Origin of the sequence: Ramlibacter aquaticus (assembly GCF_015159745.1) — a bacterium.
Taxonomy (GTDB): Bacteria; Pseudomonadota; Gammaproteobacteria; order Burkholderiales; family Burkholderiaceae_C; genus Ramlibacter; species Ramlibacter aquaticus.
This window is the reverse complement of record NZ_JADDOJ010000037.1, coordinates 1-22,113: the sequence shown is the minus strand read 5'-3', so window position 1 is coordinate 22,113 and position 22,113 is coordinate 1. Positions and strand designations below refer to the sequence as shown.

The window sequence follows — 22,113 nt, the reverse complement described above, 5'->3', positions numbered from 1 at the left end:
CGTCCTGACGCGGCCGGCATGGGCCGCCCGGCGCGGCCGTGCGGCGCTCACCGTCAGCCGCAAAAGAAAAAAGCCGCCTCGCGGCGGCTTCTTTCAGCGGGTCGGAACGGCTCAGTTGAGCGTGACCTTCTTGCCGTCCTTGTAGGTCGACAGCGTGGCGGCGGCGTTCTTCAGTTCGCCGTTGGGCTCGAACTGGATGGTGGCCGTGATGCCCTTGAAGTTGGTCTTCTTCAGCTCGGGGATGTACTTCTTCGGGTCGGTGGAACCGGCGCGCTTCATGGCGTCGACCAGCACGAAGGTGGCATCGTAGGTGTACGGGCTGTAGATCTGGAACTGGCCCGGGAACTTGGCGTCGTAGCGGGCCTTCCAGGCCTTGCCGCCGGGCATCTTGTCGATGGACAGGCCGCCCTCGGCGCAGACCACGCCGCCCAGCGTCTTGGCACCGGCCGCCAGCTTGGCGATCTCGGTCGTGCAGATGCCGTCGCCGCCGAAGAACTTGACGTCGGACATGCCCAGCTGCTCCATCTGGCGCAGCATGGGGCCGGCCTGGGTGTCCATGCCGCCGTAGAAGATCGCGTCGGGCTTCTTGGCCTTGATGGAGGTCAGGATGGCCATGAAGTCGGTGGCCTTGTCGTTCGTGTACTGGCTGTCCACGACCTTCACGCCCTTGGACTCGGCGGTCTTCTTGAAGATTTCCGCGACGCCCTGGCCATAGGCCGTGCGGTCATCGATGATGGCCACGCTCTTGAGCTTGAGGGTGTCGGCCGCGTACAGCGCCAGCTGGGCACCCAGGGCGTTGTCGTTGGCGATGATGCGGTAGGTGGTGTCGTAGCCCGGCTTGGTCAGGGCGGGGTTGGTCGCCGCGCCGGTGATGTGCGGGATGCCGCAGTCGTTGTAGACCTTGGAGGCCGGGATGGTGGTGCCGGAGTTCAGGTGACCGACCACGCCGGCGACCTTGGCGTCGCACAGCTTCTGGGCGGCGGCCGTGCCCTGCTTCGGGTCGGCGGCGTCGTCCTCGGCCTGGATCTCGAGCTTGACCTTCTTGCCGGCGATCACGACGCCCTGGGCGTTGAGGTCCTCGATGGCCATGCGAACGCCGTTCTCGTTGTCCTTGCCGTAGTGCGCCTGCGGGCCGGACATCGGGGCGACGTGGCCGATCTTGACCACTTGCACGTCCTGCGCCAGCGCCACGCCGCTGATGGCGGCGACCGCTGCGAGGACCGTCAGTTTGTACTTCATTTGCATAGGAGAACCTCCGAATTAGGGAAAAAGGTTGAGTAATTGTTCGCGCTCAACGGCCGCGAACATATCGCAATTTCCGGACCCGGACCATAGGGAAAGGTCTAGGAACCGGGGGTGCACTCAGGATCGTTGATGTGGATCGACGTTGAGTTCTTCCGCGAAGGCCTGCGAGACCACCTGGCGCACCACCTGCTCCACCTCGTCGCGCAGCAGCGGGCCCAGGTCGCGCGTTTGTTGCAGCACTGTGGCGGCGATGGCTTCGCGCAGGCGCCGCTCCAGGCCCAGGTCGATGCGTTGCATGACCCGGTGCACCATCTGCTCCTCGGTGAGGCCGGCCAGTGCGGGTGCGGGGGCCGGCGCGGCCGCCTGGGCCGGCGCCGGTGCCCAGGGTGGCGTCGCAGGAGCGGGCGCCGGTGCGGCAGCCTGCGGCGGCCCGGCGGGCAGGACCGCGTCCGGCCGCACGACCTCGGTCAGGGTGGGCACGAAACGGGGCGGCACACGGTTGGCCATCAGCGGCCCTCCTTGAGTTCCAGGTCCTTGCGCTCCAGCGCGTAGCCGCGCGCCTTGTAGTGCTTCCAGCGCTCGCGCGCCCGCAGCCGGTCGTCCTCGTCCAGCGTCACCACCTCGATCAGGCGCTCGAAACGCTCGAAGCCCTCGGGGACGCCTTCACCCAGGTTCAGCAGCACCGCATGGTGCGGGCTGCGGGTGGGCTGCTCGCACAGCACCACCGGCGTGAGCGCCAGCACCTCGGCGGGGGCGGAGGCGCTGCAATGGGGCACGAAATCGGTGGCCGAGAAGGTCCACAGGGCGGTGTCGAGTTCCTGCAGCGTGGCCGGCGCGCCCGTCACCGCCACCCGCGCCCCGCGCAGGGCTGCCTTGCGCAGCAGGCGGCAGGCGTAGTCCAGGCGCGAGGGCGCGTTGAAGTGGAACTCGATCCCGGTCATGCCCTCATTTCCGGGCTGCCGCCTTGCGCCGCGCGGGCGCCTTGGCCGGCGCCGAGGCGGCCTGGCCCAGGATGTACTGCAGCAGCAGCCCGACGGGGCGGCCGGTGCCGCCCTTGGCGCCGCCGCTCTTCCAGGCGGTGCCGGCGATGTCCAGGTGGGCCCAGGGGTAGCGGGTCGCGAAGCGCTGCAGGAACTTGGCGGCCGTGACCGAGCCGGCCGGGCGCCCCGCCACGTTGGCGACGTCTGCGAAATGGGTCTTCAGGCCCTCGGCGTACTCGTCGTCCAGGGGCATGCGCCAGCAGGGGTCCTGCGCGGCCTCGCCCGCGGCGAACAGGGCCTCGGCCAGGGCGTCGTCGGTGGCGAACAGGCCGCTGCGCACATGGCCCAGCGCGATCACGCAGGCGCCGGTGAGCGTGGCGATGTCGATCACCGCCCGCGGCTTGAAGCGCTCGGCATAGGTGAGCGCATCGCACAGGATCAGGCGCCCTTCGGCGTCGGTGTTGAGGATCTCGATGGTCTGGCCGCTCATGCTGCGCACCACGTCACCCGGCTTCACGGCCTTGCCGTCCGGCAGGTTCTCGCAGCTGGGGATCAGGCCGACCACGTTGATCGCGGGCTGGATCTCGCCCAGCGCGCGGAAGGTGCCCAGCACGCTGGCCGCGCCCCCCATGTCGAACTTCATCTCGTCCATCTCGGGTGCCGGCTTGATGGAGATGCCGCCCGAGTCGAAGGTGATGCCCTTGCCCACCAGCACCACCGGCGGTTCGCCCGCCGCGCCGCCCTTGTGCTGCAGCACGATGAAGCGCGGCGGCTGCTCGGAACCCCGGGCCACGGCCAGGAAGGACCCCATGCCCAGCTTCTCGATCTCCTTGGGGCCCATGACCTCGCAGGCGAATCCGTGCGCCTTGGCCAGCTTCTTCGCCTCTTCGCCCAGGCGCGTCGGCGTGGCGTGGTTGGGCGGCAGGTTGGCGAGTTCGCGGGCGTACTCGATGCCCACGGCGGCGCCGCAGGCGTTCTCGAAGGCCTCGCGCTGGCCACTGGCATCGGCCACGCCGACGATGACCTTTTCCAGTTCGCGCCCTTCCGGCTTGGACTTGGTGGCCACGAAGACATAGCTGGCCTCGGCCACGGCGACCACCGCCGCCCGCACCGCCGCCTGCGGGGCTTCGGCCGGCAGGCTCACCACCAGGCGGCGCACGCCCGCGGTGCGCAGGCTGGCGACCACCGACTGCACGGCCGCATGCACGCGGCGCGGCGAGCCGTCGCCGATGCCGGCGAACACCACCCGCGCGGCGGCCACGCCCTCGGGCCGGTAGGCCTGCAGCGTCTTGCCGGCCTTGGTCTCGAAGTGGCCAGCCTTCAACGCCTCCCCGGCGAGGCGGGCCAGCGGGTCCTTGCCCGGCTTGAAGGCATCGCCCACCAGCAGCAGCAGGGCATCGCATTTCTCGCGCGCCGCACCGGCGGCGTCCAGGGTCTTGAGTTCGAAGTCCATAATCCGGGGTTTTGTGAGGCTTGGCCGCGCCGATGTTATTCCATTCGTCCCTGCGCAAGGAACTCGCCCGCGGATTCGGCGCGACCCTGGTGGTCCTGGTCACCATCGTGATGACGATGACCCTGATCCGCACCCTGAACCTGGCCACGCGCGGCAGCGTGGACCCCAAGGACATCCTGATGGTGATGGGCTACGCCGTGCTGGGCTACCTGCCGCCCATCCTGACCCTGTCCCTGTTCATCGCCATCGTGGGCACCCTCTCGCGCATGTACAGCGACAGCGAGACCGTGATCTGGTTCGGCGCCGGGCGCGGCCTGTCGGCCTTCCTGGGCCCGCTGTTCCGGTTCGCCTGGCCCATCCTGGTCGCCATCACGGCGCTGGCCCTGCTGGTCTGGCCCTGGGCGAATGCGCAGACGCAGGACCTCAAGGACCGCTACGGCAAGCGGGGCGACCTGGAGCGGGTGGCGCCCGGGCAGTTCCAGGAGTCGGCCAGCGGCACCCGCGTCTTCTTCCTGGACAAGGACACGCCGGACAACAAGTCGGGCAAGAACATCTTCATCTCCACCAACGAGCATGGCCGCGAGACCGTCACCTCGGCGCGCAGCGGCCGGGTGGTGACCGAGGGCGACAGCCAGTTCCTTCTGCTGTCCAACGGCCAGCGCATGGAGAGCACCACCGGCAAGGACCCGCAGCTGCGGGTGAGCGAGTTCGAGGAATACCTCAACCGCATCGGCGCCGCCGAGATGGGCAACCACGACGACATGCCCGCCAAGAGCCTGGGCACCTGGACGCTGGTCACCCGGCCCACCAACGCCAACCTGGGTGAACTCGGCTGGCGCCTGGGCCTGGCGCTGGCCTCGCTCAACTTCGTGGTCATCGCGGTGACGGTCTCCAGCGTGAACCCGCGCGTGGGGCGCAGCGGCAACCTGGTGTTCGCCCTGTTCGCCTTCATCGTCTACTTTAACCTGCTGAACCTGGGCCAGAGCTGGGTCGCCAGCGGCAGCGTGCGGCTGGTGCCCTACATGCTGGGGCTGCACGGCGGGGTGCTGCTGCTGTCGGGCCTGTGGCTGGCCAAGCAGCACAACGCCTGGACCTTGCGGGCCCTGCTGCCGCGCCGGCGCGCCGGGGGCACGGCTTGAAGACCCTGCGCCGTCTGATCTACCGCGAGGTCTTCGCCGCGGTGGCCTTCGTGGCCGCCGGCTTCCTGGCGCTGTTCTTCTTCTTCGACTTCGTCGACGAACTGCCCAACCTGAGCCGTGGCGTCACCAGCTACCGCCTCACCCAGGCCCTGGTGTACGTGGCGCTGATGGTGCCCAGCCACCTGTACGAACTGCTGCCCATCGCGGTGCTGATCGGCACCATCTTCGTGATGGCCCGGCTGGCGCAGAGCTCCGAATACACCATCCTGCGCACCAGCGGCCTGGGCCCCGGGCGCGCGCTGCGCAGCCTGCTGCTGCTCGGGCTGATCTTCACCGTGGCCACCTTCGCCACCGGCGACTACCTCGCCCCCATGGCGGACCGCGCGGGGCAGCTGCTCAAGGCCCGGCTGGAAGGCCGCATCAGCATCGGCCAGACCGGCGCCTGGCTCAAGGAGCGGCAGGCCTGGCACACCTACAACGTGAACGTGAAGGCGCTCACGCCCGAGGGCAACATGCAGGGCGTGCGCATCATCGAATCCGACACGCGGGGCTTCCTGGTCAGCATCACCCAGGCCCCGCGCGGGCGCTTCGCCCGCGACGACGACGCCTGGCTGCTCGAGGACGCGGAGCGCACCGAGTTCAGCACCCAGGGCCCGGGCGGGGCCCACGTGGAGCGCACCCGCATGCCCAGCTTCCGCTGGCCGACCGAGATCACGCAGGAGATGGTCTCCGTCGCCCTGCTGCAGCCCGACCGCATGGCCACCATCGACCTGTTCCAGTACATGCGCCACCTGGAAGCCAACAACCAGACCTCGCAGCGCTACGAGATCGAGTTCTGGCGCAAGGTCTTCTACCCCCTGAGCTGCCTGGTGATGGTGGTGCTGGCCCTGCCCTTCGCCTACCTGCACTTCCGCCAGCGCGGCATCACCACCTATGTCTTCATCGGGGTGCTGATCGGCATCAGCTTCTTCCTGCTCAACAACGTGTTCGGCTACATCGGCAACCTGCGCGCCTGGCAGCCCTGGCTGGCCGCGGGCGCGCCGGGCCTGATCTACACCCTGTTCTCGCTCGCCGCGTTCGGCTGGCTGGTGCTGCGGCGATGACGCGCGGCATCCTGCTTTTCGGCCACGGCTCGCGGGATCCGCTGTGGCGCGCCCCCATGGATGCCGTGGCCGCCCGGGTGCGGGCGTCCGGCGCCCTGGTCGAATGCGGCTTCCTGGAACTGCAGGCGCCCGACATGGCGGAGGCCGGCCGGCGCCTCGCCGCGGCCGGGGCCCGCCAGCTGGTCGTGTTGCCCATGTTCCTGGGCACCGGCAAGCACGCCCGCGAGGACCTGCCCGGCCTGGTGGCCCAGCTTCGCGAGGCCCACCCCACGCTGGCCGTGGAGGTGCTGCCCGCGGTCGGCGAAGACCCCCGCGTGCTGGACCTGCTGGCCCGGCTGGTGCTCGAGGGCGTCGGCTGACTTAGATTGGCTGGTGCATAATGATCGCTTCGCTTAGAAGAGATCAAGTATGAATCTCCACCAGTTCCGATTCGTGCAGGAGGCGGTGCGCCGCAACCTGAACCTGACGGAGGCGGCCAAGGCCCTGCACACCTCGCAGCCCGGCGTCTCCAAGGCGATCATCGAACTCGAGGAAGAACTCGGCGTGGAGATCTTCGCCCGCCACGGCAAGCGGCTCAAGCGCGTCACCGAGCCCGGCCAGCACGTGATCAAGAGCATCGAGCTGATCATGCGCGAGGTCGGCAACCTCAAGCGCATCGGCGAACAGTTCAGTGCGGAGGACAGCGGAACGCTCTCCATCGCCACCACGCACACCCAGGCCCGCTACGTGCTGCCCGTGCCCGTGGCCAAGCTGCGCGAGGCCTACCCCAAGGTCAACGTCACGCTGCACCAGGGCTCGCCCGACCAGGTCGCGCGCATGGTGCTGGACGAGATCGCCGAGATCGGCATCGCCACCGAATCGCTGGACCACTACCAGGACCTGGTCACCCTGCCCTGCTACGAATGGGAGCACGTGCTGGTGCTGCCGCGCAGCCATCCGCTGGCCACCAAGGAGCGCATCAGCCTGGAAGACCTGGCCACCGAGCCCATCATCACCTACCACCCCTCGTTCACCGGCCGCACGCGCATAGACACCGCGTTCGCCCAGCGCAAGCTGGAGCCGCGCATCGCGCTGGAAGCCATCGACTCGGACGTGATCAAGACCTACGTGCGGCTGGGGCTGGGCATCGGCATCGTGGCCGAGATGTCAGTGCGCGACGAGCCTGCGGGCAGCGAACTGGCGGTGCGTCCGCTGGGCACGCTCTTCGGGCAGAACGTGGCGCGGGTGGCCTTCAAGCGCAGCGCCTACCTGCGCAACTTCGTCTTCAAGTTCGCCGAGCTGCTCTCGCCCCGGCTGGACCGCAACCTCATCGCCAAGGCCATGAGCGGCCACACCAACGACTATGGAATCTGAGCGCGTCGCACGGGTGCACACGCCCGCCCTGCAGACCAAGCTGCCCGAAGTCGGCACCACCATCTTCACCGTGATGTCGGCCCTGGCGGCCGAGCACGGCGCCGTCAACCTGGGCCAGGGCTTCCCCGATTTCGACTGCGACCCGGCCCTGGTGCAGGGGGTCAACGCGGCCATGCTGGAAGGCCTGAACCAGTACCCGCCCATGGCCGGGGTGGCGCCGCTGCGCACGGCGGTGGCCGCGAAGCTGCAGGATTTCTACGGCCGGCGCTACGACACCGCCACCGAGATCACCATCACCGCCGGCGCCACGCAGGCCATCATCACCGCCGTGCTGGCGGTGGTGCGCCCTGGGGACGAGGTGATCGTGCTCGAGCCCTGCTACGACAGCTACGTGCCCAACATCGCGCTGGCCGGCGGCACGGTGGTGCGCGTGCCGCTCACCCCGCACAGCTTCCGTCCCGATTTCGACCGCATCGCCGCGGCCATCACCCCGCGCACGCGGGCGATCCTGGTGAACACCCCGCACAACCCCAGCGGCACCTGCTGGAGCGCCCAGGACATGGGTCGGCTCGAGGAGCTGCTGGCCCCGACCGAGGTGCTGGTCATCAGCGACGAGGTCTACGAGCACATGGTCTTCGACGGCCGCGAGCACCAGAGCATCGCCCGCTTCCCGGGCCTGGCCGCACGGGGCTTCATCGTCTCCAGTTTCGGCAAGACCTTCCACGTCACGGGCTGGAAGGTGGGCTACGTGGCCGCTCCCGCCGCGCTGACGGCGGAATTCCGCAAGGTGCACCAGTTCAACGTGTTCACCGTCAACACGCCGGTGCAGCACGGCATCGCCCGCTACATGGCAGACCCGGCTCCGGCGCGCGAGCTGCCGGCCTTCTACCAGCGCAAGCGCGACCTGTTCCGCGAGGGCCTGGCCCGCACCCGGCTGGACCTGCTGCCCTGCGAGGGCACCTATTTCCAGTGCGCCGACATCTCGCGCGTGTCGGACCTGTCCGAGCCGGCGTTCTGCGAATGGCTGGTGCGCGAGATCGGCGTGGCGGCGATCCCCATGTCGGCCTTCTACGGCGGCGGGTTCGAGCAGCGCGTGGTGCGCTTTTGCTTCGCCAAGAAGGACGAAACGCTGCGCGCCGCGCTGGGGCGCCTGGCCCGGCTCTAGGGCGTCCCACAGCGCGGCACGGCGCAGCCTGACCGGCGACGTCGCCCTGCGCCGTCGCGCCAGCCGCCTGCCGCGCCACAGCATGGAGGCTCCGCAACAACCCGGGAGACCTCCATGTCGCTTTCGCTCATCCTGCTCATCGTGCTGGTGCTGCTGCTGGTCGGCGCCCTGCCGACCTGGCCGCACAGCCGCAGCTGGGGCTACGGGCCCTCGGGCGGCCTGGGCCTGGTGGTGCTGATCCTGGTCGTGCTGCTGCTGATGGGCCGGCTCTGACCGGCGGGCTCAGCCGGCCAGCTGGGCCCAGACCTTGTCCAGGCGCTTGACGCTCACCGGCTGCGGCGTGCGCAGCTCCTGGGCAAAGAAGCTCACGCGCAGCTCCTCCAGGAGCCAGCGCAACTCCTGCATGCGCGCGTCCACCGCGCCCTTGCGCTCGGCCACCAGGCGCCAGTAGCGCTGCTCCTGCGGCCGCAGCTCGGCCATGCGGGCCGCATCGCGCGCCGCGTCGGCGCGCAGCTTGTCCAGCCGCAGCGTGACGGCCTTGAGGTAGCGCGGCAGGTGCTGCAGCTGCGCCCAGGGCGTGACGGCCAGGAAGCGCTTGGGCATCAGGCGCTGCAGCTGCTGCGTGACGTCGGCCGAGACCTCGGGCTGGTTGCGCGTGTCCTTGAGCTTGCGGGTCGCGGCCTGGTAGTCCACCAGGATGGCCGCGGCCAGCCGGGCCACCTCGTTGGCGATCAGCGTCAGGCGGGCCCGCCCCTCGCCCAGCAGGCGCTCGAAGGCGGCAGCGTCCTGCGGCAGCTCGCCCTGCAGGAAGGCCCGGTCCAGGGCCACGTCGATGACCTGTGCCTTGAGTTCCTCGGCGGTGCCCAGCGGCATGAAGGCCACGGCCATCTTCTGCAGGTCGGGAATGTTCTTTTCCAGGTACTTGAGCGCGTCGCGGATCTGCAGGGCGAACAGGCGGCGCAGCCCCGCCCTGTGCCTGGCGGCCGCGACGTCGGGCTCGTCGAAGACCTCGATGACGACCGCGTCGCCCTGGTCGACCAGCGCGGGAAAGCCGACCAGGCTCACGCCGCCCTTGCGCACTTCCATCAGCTCCGGCAGTTCGCCGAAGGTCCAGGCGGTGTAGCGCTGGTCGGCCGGCGCGGCGGTGGCGCCCGCCGGGCCCGGGCGAGTGCCCTGCCCGGCCGGCGCGCCGCCCCCTGCACGGGTCGCGGCCTCGGCGCCCGTGGCGCCGCCCCGGCCCGGGGCCGTGCCGCGCCCGCCCGCCGGCGCGCTCGTGCCCTGCGAAGCCGGCTCGCCGCCCCCCTGCGCAGCAGCCACCTTCATGCCCGCCAGGGCCTGGAAGGCACCGCGGGCCTTGGCGCCCCACTCCGCCTTGAGGGCACCCAGGTTGCGCGCCATGCCGAGCTGGCGCCCGTGCTCGTCGACGATGCGGAAGTTCATGAACAGGTGCGCGGGCAGCATGTCCAGCTTGAAGTCGGCCCGCTTGACGTCCAGGCTGGTCTCGTCGCGAACCTGCTTGAGCAGGGCATCCACCAGCGAGCCCTCGGCCCAGCGGCCGCCTTCGGCCAGCAGCTGCGCGATGCGCGACGCCGACTCGGGCAGCGGCACGAAGCGCGAGCGCGGACGCTGCGGCAGGCTCTTGAGCAGGGCCTGCACCTTGTCCTTGAGCATGCCGGGCACCAGCCACTCGGCCCGCTCCTCGGCGACCTGGTTCAGCACGAACAGCGGCACCGAGACGGTGAGGCCGTCGCGGGCATCGCCGGGCGCGTGCAGGTACTCGGCCGCGCAGTCCACGCCACCCAGGCGCAGGGTGCGCGGGAAGGCGTCGGTGGTGATGCCCGCGGCCTCGTGCCGCATCAGCTCGTCGCGCGACAGGCGCAGCAGCTGCGGGTCGGCGCGCGAGGCCTCGCGGAACCAGTGCTCGAAGGTCGCGCCGTTGAACACGTCCTTGGGCAGCTTGGCGTCGTAGAAGGCGTAGATCAGCTCGTCGTCCACCAGCACGTCCTGGCGCCGCGACTTGTGCTCCAGCTCCTCCACCTGGCGCACCAGCTTGCGGTTGGCCGCCAGGAAAGGCAGGCGCGTGTCCCACTGGCCGGCGACCAGGCCCTCGCGGATGAAGACCTCGCGCGCGCCGGCCACGTCCACGCGGGCGAAGGGCACGCGCCGCCCGCTGTAGATCACGAGGCCGTACAGGGTGGCCCGCTCCAGGGCCACCACCTCGGCCGCCTTCTTCTCCCAGTGCGGGTCCAGCAGCTGCTTGCGCAGCAGGTGGCCGGCGACCTCCTCCACCCACTGCGGGTCGATGTTGGCCATGCCGCGGCCGAAGAGGCGCGCCGTCTCCACCAGTTCGGCGCAGACCACCCAGCGGCCGGGCCGCTTCTTCAGGTGGGCGCCCGGGTGGCGGTGGAACTTGATGCCGCGCGCCCCCAGGTAGACCTCTTCGTCCTCCATCTTCCAGCCGATGTTGCCCAGCAGGCCGGCCAGCATGCTCTTGTGGATCGCCTCGTAGGAGGCCGGCTCGGTGTTCAGCGGCCAGCGGTGCTCGGTGACCACGGTCAGCAGCTGGCTGTGGATGTCGCGCCACTCGCGCACCCGGCGCACGTTGACGTAGTTCTGCCGCAGCAGCTGCTCGTACTGCCGGTTCGACAGGCGGTGCTCGCTGCCGTGGCCGCCGCGGGCCTTGTCCAGCCAGTTCCATAGCGTCACGTAGCCGCTGAACTCGCTCTTCTCGTCGTCGAACTTGGCGTGCTGCTGGTCGGCCTGGGCCTGCTGGTCCATGGGCCGGTCCCGCACGTCCTGCACGGACATGGCGGCGGCGATGACCAGCACCTCCTGCAGGGCGCCGCGCTCGCGCGCCTCCAGGATCATGCGGCCCACCCGCGGGTCCAGCGGCAGGCGGGCCAGCTCGCGGCCCATGGGCGTGAGCACGTTGTTGTCGTCCACGGCGCCCAGCTCGTTGAGCAGCTGGTAGCCGTCGGTGATGGCGCGGCGGGACGGCGCCTCCAGGAAGGGGAAGGCCTCCACGTCGCCCAGGCCCAGCGACTTCATGCGCAGGATGACGCCGGCCAGCGAGGAGCGCAGGATCTCCGGGTCGGTGAAGCGCGGCCGGCCGTTGAAGTCGGCCTCGTCGTAGAGCCGGATGCAGATGCCGTCGGCCACCCGGCCGCAGCGGCCCGCGCGCTGGTTGGCGGCCGCCTGGCTCACGGGCTCGACCAGCAGTTGCTCCACCTTGCTGCGGAAGCTGTAGCGCTTCACCCGCGCGGTACCGGCATCGATCACGTAGCGGATGCCCGGCACCGTGAGCGAGGTCTCGGCCACGTTGGTGGCCAGCACGATGCGGCGGCCGCTGTGGCCGTCGAAGATGCGGTCCTGCTCGGCCTGCGACAGGCGGGCGAACAGCGGCAGCACCTCGGTGCCGCGGGTGAGCGGGCTGTGCGAGAGGTGGCCGCGCAGGTGGTCCGCCGCCTCGCGGATCTCGCGCTCGCCGGGCAGGAAGACCAGGATGTCGCCGCCCCGCGCGCCCTGCCAGAGCTCGTCCACCGCCTCGGCGATGGCCTCGTTCAGGCCGCGCTCGCGCGTCTCCTCGAACGGGCGCCAGCGCTGCTCCACCGGGAAGGTGCGGCCGGAGACATACAGCACCGGCGCCGGGCCGGCCGCCGACTCGAAGTGCTTCGCGAAGCGCTCGGCGTCGATGGTGGCCGAGGTCACCACCAGCTTCAGGTCCGGCCGCCTGGGCAGGATCTGCTTGAGGTAGCCGAGCAGGAAGTCGATGTTGAGGCTGCGCTCGTGCGCCTCGTCGATGATCAGCGTGTCGTAGGCCTTGAGCAGCGGGTCGGTCTGCGTCTCGGCCAGCAGGATGCCGTCCGTCATCAGCTTGACCGAGGCGTCGCGCGAGAGCCGGTCCTGGAAGCGGACCTTGAAGCCCACCACCTCGCCCAGCGGCGTCTTCAGCTCCTCGGCGATGCGCTTGGCCACGCTGGAGGCGGCGATGCGGCGCGGCTGGGTGTGGCCGATCAGCTTGCCCGGCTGGCCGGGGGCCGCATTCAACTTGCCCCGGCCCAGCGCGAGCGCGATCTTGGGCAGCTGCGTGGTCTTGCCCGAGCCCGTTTCGCCGCAGACGATCACCACCTGGTGCGCCTGCATGGCGGCCATGATCTCCTCGCGCCGGGCGGAGACTGGCAGGGATTCAGGGAACGTGATCTGGAGCGGGGACAAGGGCGGGGGCGGGCGTCGCAGGGAAACCCTCGATTATCGGCCTTCGCCGCGGACCGCACGGGCAGGCGCCGCTTGCCACTACACTTTCGCTGCCATGTCCGCCGTCTTCAATTTCACCTTCGTCCCCTGGTTCCGCTCGGTCGCGCCCTACATCCACATGCACCGCGGCAAGACCTTCGTGGTCGCCATGGCGGGCGAGGCGATCGCCACCGGCAAGCTGCACAGCATCGTGCAGGACCTGGCCCTCATCCAGAGCATGGGCGTGAAGGTGGTGCTGGTGCACGGCTTCCGCCCGCAGGTGAACGAGCAGCTGCGTGCCAAGGGGCACGAGGCGCGCTATTCGCATGGCATGCGCATCACGGACGAGGTCGCGCTGGACTGCGCCCAGGAAGCCGCCGGCCAGCTGCGCTACGAGATCGAGGCCGCCTTCAGCCAGGGCCTGCCCAACACCCCCATGGCCGGCGCCACGGTGCGGGTGATCTCGGGCAACTTCATCACCGCCCGCCCCGTGGGCGTGGTGGACGGCGTGGACTTCCAGCATTCCGGCCTGGTGCGCAAGGTGGACGTCGCCGGCATCCTGCGCACCCTGGACCTGGGCGCCATGGTCCTGCTCTCGCCCTTCGGCTTCTCGCCCACCGGCGAAGCCTTCAACCTCACCATGGAGGAGGTCGCCACCAGCGTGGCCATCGCGCTGCAGGCCGACAAGCTGGTGTTCCTGACCGAGATTCCCGGCGTGCGTGTCAAGCCGCTGGAGCCCGAGTCCGAGGACAACCCGATCGACACCGAGCTGCCGCTGGCCGCCGCCGAGCAGTTGCTGGCCAGCCTGCCTTCCCCGCAGCAGCCCACCGACACCGCCTTCTACCTGCAGCACTGTGTGAAGGCCTGCAAGGGCGGCGTGGAGCGCAGCCACATCATCCCCTTCGCCACCGACGGCTCCCTGCTGCTGGAGGTGTACGTGCACGACGGGATCGGCACCATGGTGATCGACGAGAAGCTGGAGAGCCTGCGCGAGGCCACGGCCGACGACGTGGGCGGCATCCTGCAGCTGATCGAGCCCTTCGAGAAGGACGGCACCCTGGTCAAGCGCAGCCGCACCGAGATCGAGCGCGACGTGTCCAACTACAGCATCATCGAGCACGACGGCGTGATCTTCGCCTGCGCCGCCCTGTACCCCTACCCCGAGGCCCGCACCGGCGAGATGGCGGCCCTCACGGTGTCGCCGCAGAGCCAGGGCCAGGGCGACGGCGAGAAGATCCTCAAGCGGGTGGAGCAGCGGGCCCGCGCCATGGGCTTGGACAGCATCTTCGTGCTGACCACGCGCACCATGCACTGGTTCCAGAAGCGCGGCTTCGTCCAGGTGGATGCGGAATGGCTGCCCGAGGCGCGCAAGAAGAAGTACAACTGGGACCGCCGCAGCATGGTCTTCGTGAAGAAGCTGCTGCCCTGAGGCGGCGGCCCGCGGGAGCCCCATGTCCACCGCCCCCTTCTCCATCGCCCAGATCGACCACCTGGTGCTGCGCGTGGCCGACCTGGCCCGCATGCTGGCCTTCTACACGCAGGTGCTGGGCTGCACCCTGGAGAAGGTGCAGGAGGACATCGGGCTGTGGCAGCTGCGGGCCGGCAGTTCGCTGATCGACCTCGTGCCGGTCGACGGCCCCCTGGGGCGGCCCGGCGGCGCCGCTGCCGGCGCCCAGGGACGCAACCTGGACCACTTCTGCCTTCGCGTCGAGGCCCTGGACCCGGTGGCGGTCCGCGCCCACCTGGCCCGCCATGGCGTGCCAGCCGGCGAACTCGCCCTGCGCTATGGCGCGCAAGGGGACGGGCCCTCCCTCTACCTGGAGGACCCCGAAGGCAATGTGGTGGAACTGAAGGGGCCTCCCGGGCCGCTGCCCGCGGCCTGACGGCGGCCGGGCCTTAGGCCCAGGCCTGGCGGCCGCGCGGCGCGCCCAGGTTGCGGGCCAGCAGCAGCAGCGCGATCAGCGCGAAGGCCACGAAGCACACGAAGGACCAGTTGGCGATGGAGCCGCCCAGGAAGGTCCAGTCGACCTTGGAGCAGTCGCCGCTGCCCTTGAAGATCATGGGAATGGCGCGGCGCAGCGGGAAGGCCTCGATCATCCCGTAGAAGTCGCGGCCGCAGGCCGAGACCTCGGGCGGGTGCCACTGCAGCCAGGACTGGCGCGCGGCGACGAAGGCGCCGAAGCCGGAGATGGCGAGCATGAGCAGGCTGCCCACGATGGCGGCCCCCCGGCCGCGGAACGCCGCCGCCACGCCGGCCACCACGGCCACGCCCAGCAGCGCGTAGCGCTGCACGATGCACATCGGGCAGGGCTCCAGCCCGACGACGTGCTGCAGGTAGAGCCCGAAAGCCAGCATGGCCACGCAGGCCAGGCTCACCAGGGCCAGCACGCGGCGGGGCGCCCGTTCAAACCATTCGAAAACCGACACTTTCACACCTCCGGACTGGCTGCGCCGCCGGACGGAATGCCGGTCAGGCGCCTTCGACGAACACGCGGGCGCGGCGCGGCGTGGCCACCAGCGTCTCGCCCTCGCGCAACCCCATCTCGCGGTACTGCTGCGCGGGGATCTGCGCCTCGATGATCGCGTCGTCGCCCTGGGAGAGTGGAGTCTCGTCCGCGGGGATGAGTTCCAGCCGGGCCACCGGGCCGACCACGATCGCACGGCTCAATTGCACCACAATCCCGCGCGCGCCCCCCTCGCCTTCCAGGTCCTGGCCGGGCACGTAGCGCGCCAGGGCGAAATCGTGCGGCCGCACGTAGGCGCGGGCCTTGGCGTCGCGGGCGCCGGCATGCTCGGGCGCCTGGATGCGCATGCCCTCGAGCTCCACCTCGCCCTCGTGGGCGCGGCCGTGGAAGAGGTTCACGTCGCCCAGGAAGCCGTAGACGAAGGGGCTGGCCGGGTGGTCCCAGACCTCCTGGGGCGAGCCCACCTGCTCCACCTTGCCGGCGTTCATCAGCACCACCCGGTCGGCCACCTCCAGCGCCTCTTCCTGGTCGTGCGTGACGAAGATGCTGGTGACGTGCAGTTCGTCGTGCAGGCGCCGCAGCCAGCGGCGCAGCTCCTTGCGCACCTTGGCGTCCAGGGCGCCGAAGGGCTCGTCCAGCAGCAGCACGCGCGGCTCCACCGCCAGCGCGCGGGCCAGGGCGATGCGCTGGCGCTGGCCGCCCGAGAGCTGGGCCGGAAAGCGGTCGGCCAGCCAGTCCAGCTGCACCAGCGAGAGCAGCTCGTGCACCTTGGCCTTGATCTGCGCCTCCGGCGGGCGCTCGCGCCGCGGCTTCACCCGCAGCCCGAAGGCCACGTTGTCGAACACCGTCATGTGGCGGAACAGCGCGTAATGCTGGAACACGAAGCCCACGCCGCGGTCCCGCACGTGCACGTCGGTGGTGTCCTCGCCGGAGAACAGGATGCTGCCGGCGTCGGCCGTCTCCAGGCCCGCGATGATGCGCAGCAGCGTGGTCTTGCCGCAGCCCGAGGGCCCCAGCAGCGCGATCAGTTCGCCGGAGTTGATGTCCAGGTTGACGTCGCGCAGCGCATGGAAATCGCCGAAGCGCTTGCTGACCTTGCGGATTTCGATGCTCATGGGGCTTCCTTCAGCGGGCGCTCGGGCGGCAGTTCCGCCAGCGCCTTCATTTCACGCTCGTGGCGCCACTCGGCCACCGACTTGATCACCAGCGTCACCAGCGCCAGCAGCGCCAGCAGCGAGGCGACGGCGAAGGCCGCCACCGACTGGTATTCGTTGTAGAGGATCTCCACGTGCAGCGGCATGGTGTTGGTCTGGCCGCGGATGTGGCCGGACACCACCGACACCGCGCCGAACTCGCCCATGGCCCGCGCGTTGCACAGGATGACGCCGTAGATCAGGCCCCACTTGATATTGGGCAGCGTGACGTACCAGAAGGTCTGCCAGCCGTTGGCGCCCAGCACGATGGCGGCCTGCTCCTCCTCGTTGCCCTGGGCCTGCATCAGCGGGATCAGCTCGCGGGCGATGAAGGGAAAGGTGACGAAGACCGTGGCCAGCACGATGCCCGGCACGGCGAACACGATCTTGATGTCGTGCGCGGCCAGCCAGGGGCCGAACCAGCCCTGGGCGCCGAACATCAGCACGTAGACCAGGCCCGCCACCACCGGCGAGACCGAGAACGGCAGGTCCACCAGGGTGGTGAGGAAGGCCTTGCCGCGAAACTCGTACTTGGCGATGCACCAGGCCGCGGCGACGCCGAAGACCAGGTTCAGCGGCACCGCGATCAGCGCTGTCAACAGGGTGAGCCGGATGGCCGACCAGGCGTCGGGCTCCTTCAGGCTGTCCAGGTAGGCGTCCAGGCCCTTGCGCAGGGCTTCGGTGAACACCGCCGCCAGCGGCAGCAGCAGGAACAGCAGCAGGAAGCCCAGCGCGATGGCGGTGAGCGTCCACCGCACCCAGGGCGCCTCGGTGGTGGCGACGCGGCGGGATGCCAGGCTGGCGCTCATGCACCCCCCGATCGCTTGCGCTGCCAGGCCTGCAGGCCGTTGATCACCAGCAGCAGGATGAAGGAGAACAGCAGCATCACCGTGGCCACGGCGGTGGCGCCGGCGTAGTCGTACTGTTCCAGCTTGCCGATGATGATGAGGGGCGTGATCTCGGACACCATGGGCACGTTGCCGGCGATGAAGATGACGGAGCCGTACTCGCCGATCGCGCGCGCGAAGGCCATGGCGAAGCCGGTGAGCAGCGCCGGCGCGATGGCCGGGAAGATGACCTGGGTGAAGGTCTGCCAGCGGGTGGCGCCCAGGCTCATGGCGGCCTCCTCCAGTTCGCGCTCGGTGTCCTCCAGCACGGGCTGCACGGTGCGCACCACAAAGGGAAGCCCGATGAAGATGAGCGCGATCACCACGCCCCGGGCGTTGAAGGCGAGCTGGATGCCCAGCGGCTCCAGGTACTGCCCCAGCCAGCCGTTGTTGGCCAGCAGCGCCGTGAGCGAGATGCCGGCGACCGCGGTGGGCAGCGCGAAGGGCAGGTCCACCAGGGCATCGACCAGCTTCTTGAACGGGAAGCTGTAGCGCACCAGCACCCAGGCGACCAGCAGGCCCATGACCACGTTGACCAGGGCGGCCACCAGCGAGGCGCCGAAGGTGAGGCGGTAGGCCGCCAGCACCCGGGGCGAGCTGACCGCGGCCCAGAACTGCGCGCCGGTCAGCGAGAAGGTCTTCAGCACCAGCGCCGACAGCGGGATCAGCACGATCAGGCTCAGGTACACCAGCGTGTACCCCAGCGTCAGGCCGAAGCCGGGCAGCACCTTCCGGTTGCCCCCGGCCACGCGGCCGGGCGCCCCGGCCCCGGCCGCCGGCGCCGCCACGGCGATGCTCGCGCCAGCCATCTCAGCGGACGGTGTAGAGCTTGTCGAACTGGCCGCCGTCGTTGAAGTGCACCTTCTGCGCCTCGGACAGCGAGCCGAACATCTCGTGCACCGTGAAGAGCTTGATCGGCTTGAAGGTGGCGGCGTATTTCTTCAGCACGGCCGGCGAATGCGGGCGCAGGTAGTGCTTGGCGGCGATCTCCTGGGCTTCGTCGGTGTACAGGAAGTTGAGGTAGGTCTTGGCCAGTTCGGCGGTGCCCTTCTTGGCCACCGTGCGCTCGACGACGGCCACCGGGTTCTCGGCCACGATACTGATCGACGGGTAGACCGGGTCGACCTTGTTCGCGCCGAACTCCTTGTTGACCGATTCCACCTCGGATTCGAAGGTGATCAGCACGTCGCCGGTGTTGCGCTGCAGGAAGGCCGTGGTTGCATCGCGGCCGCCCCGGGCCAGCACCGGCACGTTCTTGTACAGCTTGCCGAGGAACTCGGCGGCCTGGGCGTCGGTGCCGCCCTTCTTCTTGATGTAGCCCCAGGCGGCCAGGTAGGCGTAGCGGCCGTTGCCGCCGGTCTTGGGGTTGACGACGATCACTTGCACGCCGGGCTTGATGAGGTCGTCCCAGTCCTTGATGCCCTTGGGGTTGCCGTTGCGCACCAGGAACAGCATGGTCGAGGTGGTGGGCGAGGCGTTGTCGGGGAAGCGCTTGGCCCAGTCCTTGGCGACCACGCCGCGGTCGGCCAGGAACTCGATGTCCGTCGTGGTGTTCATGGTGACCACGTCGGCGTCCAGGCCGTCGGCCACCGCCCGCGCCTGCGCGCTGGAGCCCCCGTGGGCCTGCTCGATCTTCACGTCCTTGCCGGTCTGCTTCTTGTAGTACGGAACGAACGCGGCATTGATGTCCTTGTAGAACTCGCGCGCCACGTCGTAGGAGACGTTCAGAAGGGTCTGCTGGGCGCTGGCGAAGCCGCTGGCGGCAAGGGCCAGCCCGGCGATGAGGGTCTTGATGCGGGCGTTCATGGGTCTGTTCCGGTGCGGAACCGCGGATTCTGGGCGCCGCTCGTTCAACCCACAACGAATGATTTGTAGTTTGTTAATGCGATCCAGGCATAAAGATGCCTGGCGCCTGCCCCTTCAGAGCACGGCGCGCAGATCCCGCGCGGCCTCCCACAGCACGGGCAGCAGGTGGCGCACCATCCATGCCGCATCGGCCTGGGGCGGGTTGACCACCGCGTTGAGCGCGGCGACCACCCGCCCGCGCATGTCCCGCAGGGGCACGGCGATGGCGTGCACCCCCAGCTCGTGCTCTTCCTGGGCGAGGCAGCAGTCCTCCTGCCGCACCTTGTCGATGAGGGCCCGGAAGGCCTTGGCGTCGGTCACCGTGCGCGGCGTGAGGCGGGGCAGTTCCCGGCCCGCCATCCAGCTGCGGAACCCCGCCTTGGGCAGCGCCGCCAGCAGCACCCGGCCCGTGGACGTGGCGTGGGCCGGCAGCCGGGCGCCCAGGTGCAGGCCGTAGGCCAGCACCCGGCTGGCACTGCTGCGGGCGACGATCACGCAGGCATCGCCGTCCAGCACCACCACCGAGAACGACTGCCCGGTGTCGGCGGCCAGGCGGTTGAGCACCGGCTGGACCACGCGCGGCAGCTGCGCGGAGGCCAGGTAGCTGCCGGAGAAGCCCAGCACCTTGGGCGCCAGCCAGAACCAGCTGCCGTCGGTCTCCAGGTAGCCCAGGTGGGCGAGCGTCAGCAGGTGGCGCCGCGCCGCGGCGCGCGTGATGCCGGCCTTCTGCGCCGCCAGCGTGGCGTTCAGGCGCTGGCGCGTCGGGCCGAAGCTCTCCAGCACCGCCATGCCCTTGGCCATGCCCTCGATGAAATCCGCGTGCGCGATGGCCATCCTGTGCGGCTCCGTTGCGCGATGATCGCGCAGAACGGCCGATCATCGCACAACCCGTCGCGCACCGGCCGCGGACGGCGGCGGCGCGGGCCTAAGCTCGCCGGCAAGGAGACTGCGAACCCATGCGTACCCAGGTCGTCATCATCGGCGCCGGCCCCTCGGGCCTGCTGCTCGGCCAGCTGCTGCACAAGGCCGGCATCGCCAACATCATCCTCGAGCGCCAGAGCGGCGACTACGTGCTGTCGCGCATACGCGCCGGCATCCTGGAGCAGGTCACCGTCGACCTGCTTCACGAGGCCGGCGTGGGCCAGGGCGTGGACGCGGGCGGCACCGTGCACCATTCGATCGAGCTGGTGTTCTCCGGCCAGCGCCACCCCATCGACGTGCACGGCCTGACCGGCGGCAAGGTGGTGACGGCCTACGGCCAGACCGAGGTCACCCGCGACCTGATGGCGGCCCGCGCCGAGGCTGGCCTGCAGACCGTCTACGAGGCCGCCCAGGTCCAGCCGCAAGGCTTCGAGGGCGACAAGCCCTTCGTGACCTACGAGAAGGACGGCGCCACGCACCGCATCGACTGCGACTTCATCGCCGGCTGCGACGGCTTCCATGGCGTGAGCCGGGCCAGCGTCAAGGACATGGTCAAGGAGTTCGAGCGCGTCTACCCCTTCGGCTGGCTGGGCGTGCTGTCCGACACGCCGCCGGTGTCGCCGCACGCGATCGTCTACGGCAACAGCGAGCGCGGCTTCTCGCTGTGCTCCATGCGCAGCCTGACGCGCAGCCGCTACTACGTGCAGTGCCCGCTGTCGGACAAGGTAGAAGACTGGAGCGACGCGCGCTTCTGGGACGAGCTGCGGCGCCGCCTGGACCCCGAGCTGGCCGAGCGCATCGTCACCGGCCCCAGCATCGAGAAAAGCATCGCCCCGCTGCGCAGCTTCGTGGCCGAACCCATGCGCTTCGGCCGGCTGTTCCTGGCCGGCGACGCCGCGCACATCGTGCCGCCCACGGGCGCCAAGGGGCTGAACCTGGCCGCCACGGACGTGAAGTACCTGGCCGGTGCGCTCATCGAGCGCTTCCTGGAACGCAGCGACGCCGGCATCGACCACTACTCACAGCGCTGCCTGCGCCGGATCTGGCGCGCCGAACGCTTCTCGTGGTGGCTGACCTCTCTGATGCACCGCTTCCCGGACACCGAGGGCTTCGGCCAGAAGATCCAGGAGGCCGAGCTGGACTACCTGGTGAATTCACGCGCGCTCTCGACCTCGCTGGCGGAGAACTACGTCGGCCTCCCGCTGTGAACACAGCGCCGGCCGCCCGGCAGGCGGCCGGCGGCTCGATCAGTCGGCGAAGGCGCCCGCGGCCTTGATGATGGGCCCCCACTTGTCGATCTCGGTCTTCAGCTTCACCTGCAGGGCCTCGGGCGTGAGCTGGCTGTCGGGGACGATCTCGGCGCCCATCTCCGCCATGCGCTGCACCACCATCGGGTCCTTCAGCGCCGTGCGCACGGCGGCATTCATCTTCTCGAGGATGGGCTTGGGCGTGCCCTTGGGGGCGTAGATGCCGTGCCAGACCACCACCTCGAAGCCCTTGAGCCCCTGCTCGGCCAGGGTCGGCGCCTCGGGCATGACCTTGATGCGCGCCGGCGTGGTGACGCCATAGAACTTCACCTTGCCACCCTTGATCTGCGGCAGGGTCTGCGTGGTCTGGTCGCACAGGATGTCGACCTGGCCGCCCAGCAGCGCCTGCATGGCCGGCGCCGTGCCCTGGAAGGGCACTGACGTCACCTTCACGCCCAGCGACTTCTCCAGCAACATGCCGCACAGCTGCGACACCGCGCCCAGGCCGGCGTTGGCCAGGTTGATCTTGGCCGCGTTGGCCTTCACGTAGGCGGCGAACTCGGGAAAGTTGTTGGGCGGGAAGTCCTTGCGCGCCAGCAGCGTCATGGGCACCTCGACCGCCTGGCTGACGAACTCGAAGTCGGTCAGCGGGTTGAACGGAAGCTTGCGGTACAGCGCCGGCGCAGTGGCCATGCCGGTGTGGTGGATGAAGAAGGTGTAGCCGTCCGGGTTGGCCCGGGCGACGGCCGCGGTGGCGATGGTGCCGCCCGCGCCCAGCCGGTTCTCGACCACGACGGTCTGGCCCAGCGTGCGGGTCATGGAAGCGCCCAGCGTGCGCGCGACCACGTCGGTGGGGCCGCCGGCAGCGAAGGGCACGACCAGGG

General features: G+C 69.9%; 21 protein-coding genes. 9 read left to right on the top strand and 12 right to left on the bottom strand.

What is annotated here, in order from left to right:
• Positions 1-111: 111 nt before the first annotated feature.
• The 4 genes from IM725_RS10705 to IM725_RS10690 form a co-directional block, all read right to left on the bottom strand.
• The gene (locus IM725_RS10705; RefSeq protein WP_193780584.1) at positions 112-1,245 is read right to left on the bottom strand and encodes a branched-chain amino acid ABC transporter substrate-binding protein; all 1,134 of its coding nucleotides are present in this window, start codon (positions 1,243-1,245) and stop codon (positions 112-114) included.
• Between the two features lie 117 nt (positions 1,246-1,362).
• Complete coding sequence (locus tag IM725_RS10700) at positions 1,363-1,752, bottom strand: hypothetical protein (protein WP_193780583.1); 390 nt, start codon at positions 1,750-1,752, stop codon at positions 1,363-1,365.
• Positions 1,752-2,186: a DNA polymerase III subunit chi gene (locus IM725_RS10695; protein WP_193780582.1), complete on the bottom strand. Its 435-nt coding sequence runs from the start codon at positions 2,184-2,186 to the stop codon at positions 1,752-1,754. Before IM725_RS10695 ends, IM725_RS10700 begins: the two co-directional genes overlap by 1 nt.
• A 4-nt stretch (positions 2,187-2,190) precedes the next feature.
• Positions 2,191-3,678 (bottom strand): leucyl aminopeptidase, encoded by a 1,488-nt coding sequence (locus IM725_RS10690; protein ID WP_193780581.1) that lies wholly within the window; start codon positions 3,676-3,678, stop codon positions 2,191-2,193.
• Positions 3,679-3,710: 32 nt separating this feature from the next.
• Here IM725_RS10690 and lptF point away from each other — a divergent pair, with 32 nt between their 5' ends.
• The 6 genes from lptF (at position 3,711) to IM725_RS10660 (ending at position 8,711) form a co-directional block, all read left to right on the top strand.
• The gene (gene lptF, locus IM725_RS10685) at positions 3,711-4,817 is read left to right on the top strand and encodes an LPS export ABC transporter permease LptF (RefSeq protein WP_193780580.1); all 1,107 of its coding nucleotides are present in this window, start codon (positions 3,711-3,713) and stop codon (positions 4,815-4,817) included.
• Positions 4,814-5,920, top strand: a complete 1,107-nt coding sequence (gene lptG, locus IM725_RS10680) for an LPS export ABC transporter permease LptG (protein ID WP_193780579.1) — start codon at positions 4,814-4,816, stop codon at positions 5,918-5,920. The genes lptF and lptG overlap by 4 nt, the downstream gene beginning before the upstream one ends.
• Entirely contained in the window at positions 5,917-6,279 is a 363-nt protein-coding gene (locus tag IM725_RS10675; RefSeq protein ID WP_193780578.1) for a sirohydrochlorin chelatase, read from the top strand. The genes lptG and IM725_RS10675 overlap by 4 nt, the downstream gene beginning before the upstream one ends.
• 49 nt (positions 6,280-6,328) lie before the next feature.
• Positions 6,329-7,273 (top strand): CysB family HTH-type transcriptional regulator, encoded by a 945-nt coding sequence (locus tag IM725_RS10670; protein ID WP_193780577.1) that lies wholly within the window; start codon positions 6,329-6,331, stop codon positions 7,271-7,273.
• Complete coding sequence (locus IM725_RS10665) at positions 7,263-8,438, top strand: pyridoxal phosphate-dependent aminotransferase (RefSeq protein ID WP_193780576.1); 1,176 nt, start codon at positions 7,263-7,265, stop codon at positions 8,436-8,438. Before IM725_RS10670 ends, IM725_RS10665 begins: the two co-directional genes overlap by 11 nt.
• Before the next feature lie 114 nt (positions 8,439-8,552).
• Entirely contained in the window at positions 8,553-8,711 is a 159-nt protein-coding gene (locus IM725_RS10660; RefSeq protein WP_193780575.1) for a DUF3309 family protein, read from the top strand.
• Positions 8,712-8,720: 9 nt separating this feature from the next.
• On the opposite strand, the gene hrpA is transcribed toward IM725_RS10660, so the two are convergent.
• The gene (gene hrpA / locus IM725_RS10655) at positions 8,721-12,590 is read right to left on the bottom strand and encodes an ATP-dependent RNA helicase HrpA (protein WP_407692519.1); all 3,870 of its coding nucleotides are present in this window, start codon (positions 12,588-12,590) and stop codon (positions 8,721-8,723) included.
• 157 nt (positions 12,591-12,747) lie between these two features.
• Here hrpA and argA point away from each other — a divergent pair, with 157 nt between their 5' ends.
• Entirely contained in the window at positions 12,748-14,100 is a 1,353-nt protein-coding gene (gene argA, locus IM725_RS10650; RefSeq protein ID WP_193780573.1) for an amino-acid N-acetyltransferase, read from the top strand.
• Positions 14,101-14,122: 22 nt separating this feature from the next.
• Positions 14,123-14,554, top strand: coding sequence for a VOC family protein (locus tag IM725_RS10645; protein ID WP_193780572.1), 432 nt, complete (start codon positions 14,123-14,125; stop codon positions 14,552-14,554).
• 13 nt (positions 14,555-14,567) lie between these two features.
• Here the strand turns inward: IM725_RS10645 and IM725_RS10640 are convergent, their stop codons facing one another.
• From IM725_RS10640 to IM725_RS10615, 6 genes are all read right to left on the bottom strand, one after another.
• A complete protein-coding gene (locus IM725_RS10640) occupies positions 14,568-15,098 on the bottom strand; it encodes a disulfide bond formation protein B (RefSeq protein ID WP_193780571.1) in 531 nt (176 codons plus the stop codon).
• 43 nt (positions 15,099-15,141) lie between these two features.
• Positions 15,142-16,251 (bottom strand): sulfate/molybdate ABC transporter ATP-binding protein, encoded by a 1,110-nt coding sequence (locus IM725_RS10635; protein ID WP_193780570.1) that lies wholly within the window; start codon positions 16,249-16,251, stop codon positions 15,142-15,144.
• A complete protein-coding gene (gene cysW / locus IM725_RS10630) occupies positions 16,248-17,138 on the bottom strand; it encodes a sulfate ABC transporter permease subunit CysW (RefSeq protein WP_193780569.1) in 891 nt (296 codons plus the stop codon). The genes IM725_RS10635 and cysW overlap by 4 nt, the downstream gene beginning before the upstream one ends.
• Positions 17,135-18,025 carry a sulfate ABC transporter permease subunit CysT gene (gene cysT / locus IM725_RS10625; protein ID WP_193780568.1) on the bottom strand — a complete coding sequence of 297 codons (891 nt, stop codon included), beginning with the start codon at positions 18,023-18,025 and terminating at the stop codon, positions 17,135-17,137. Before cysT ends, cysW begins: the two co-directional genes overlap by 4 nt.
• A gap of 1 nt (position 18,026) precedes the next feature.
• Entirely contained in the window at positions 18,027-19,022 is a 996-nt protein-coding gene (locus IM725_RS10620) for a sulfate ABC transporter substrate-binding protein (RefSeq protein WP_193780567.1), read from the bottom strand.
• A gap of 114 nt (positions 19,023-19,136) precedes the next feature.
• Positions 19,137-19,895, bottom strand: a complete 759-nt coding sequence (locus tag IM725_RS10615) for an IclR family transcriptional regulator domain-containing protein (protein ID WP_193780566.1) — start codon at positions 19,893-19,895, stop codon at positions 19,137-19,139.
• 122 nt (positions 19,896-20,017) lie between these two features.
• On the opposite strand from IM725_RS10615, the gene pobA reads away from it, so the two are divergent.
• Positions 20,018-21,190 carry a 4-hydroxybenzoate 3-monooxygenase gene (pobA, locus tag IM725_RS10610; RefSeq protein ID WP_193780565.1) on the top strand — a complete coding sequence of 391 codons (1,173 nt, stop codon included), beginning with the start codon at positions 20,018-20,020 and terminating at the stop codon, positions 21,188-21,190.
• Positions 21,191-21,229: 39 nt separating this feature from the next.
• Here the strand turns inward: pobA and IM725_RS10605 are convergent.
• The coding region (locus IM725_RS10605; RefSeq protein WP_193780564.1) for a tripartite tricarboxylate transporter substrate-binding protein at positions 21,230-22,113 on the bottom strand (884 nt) is incomplete at its 5' end.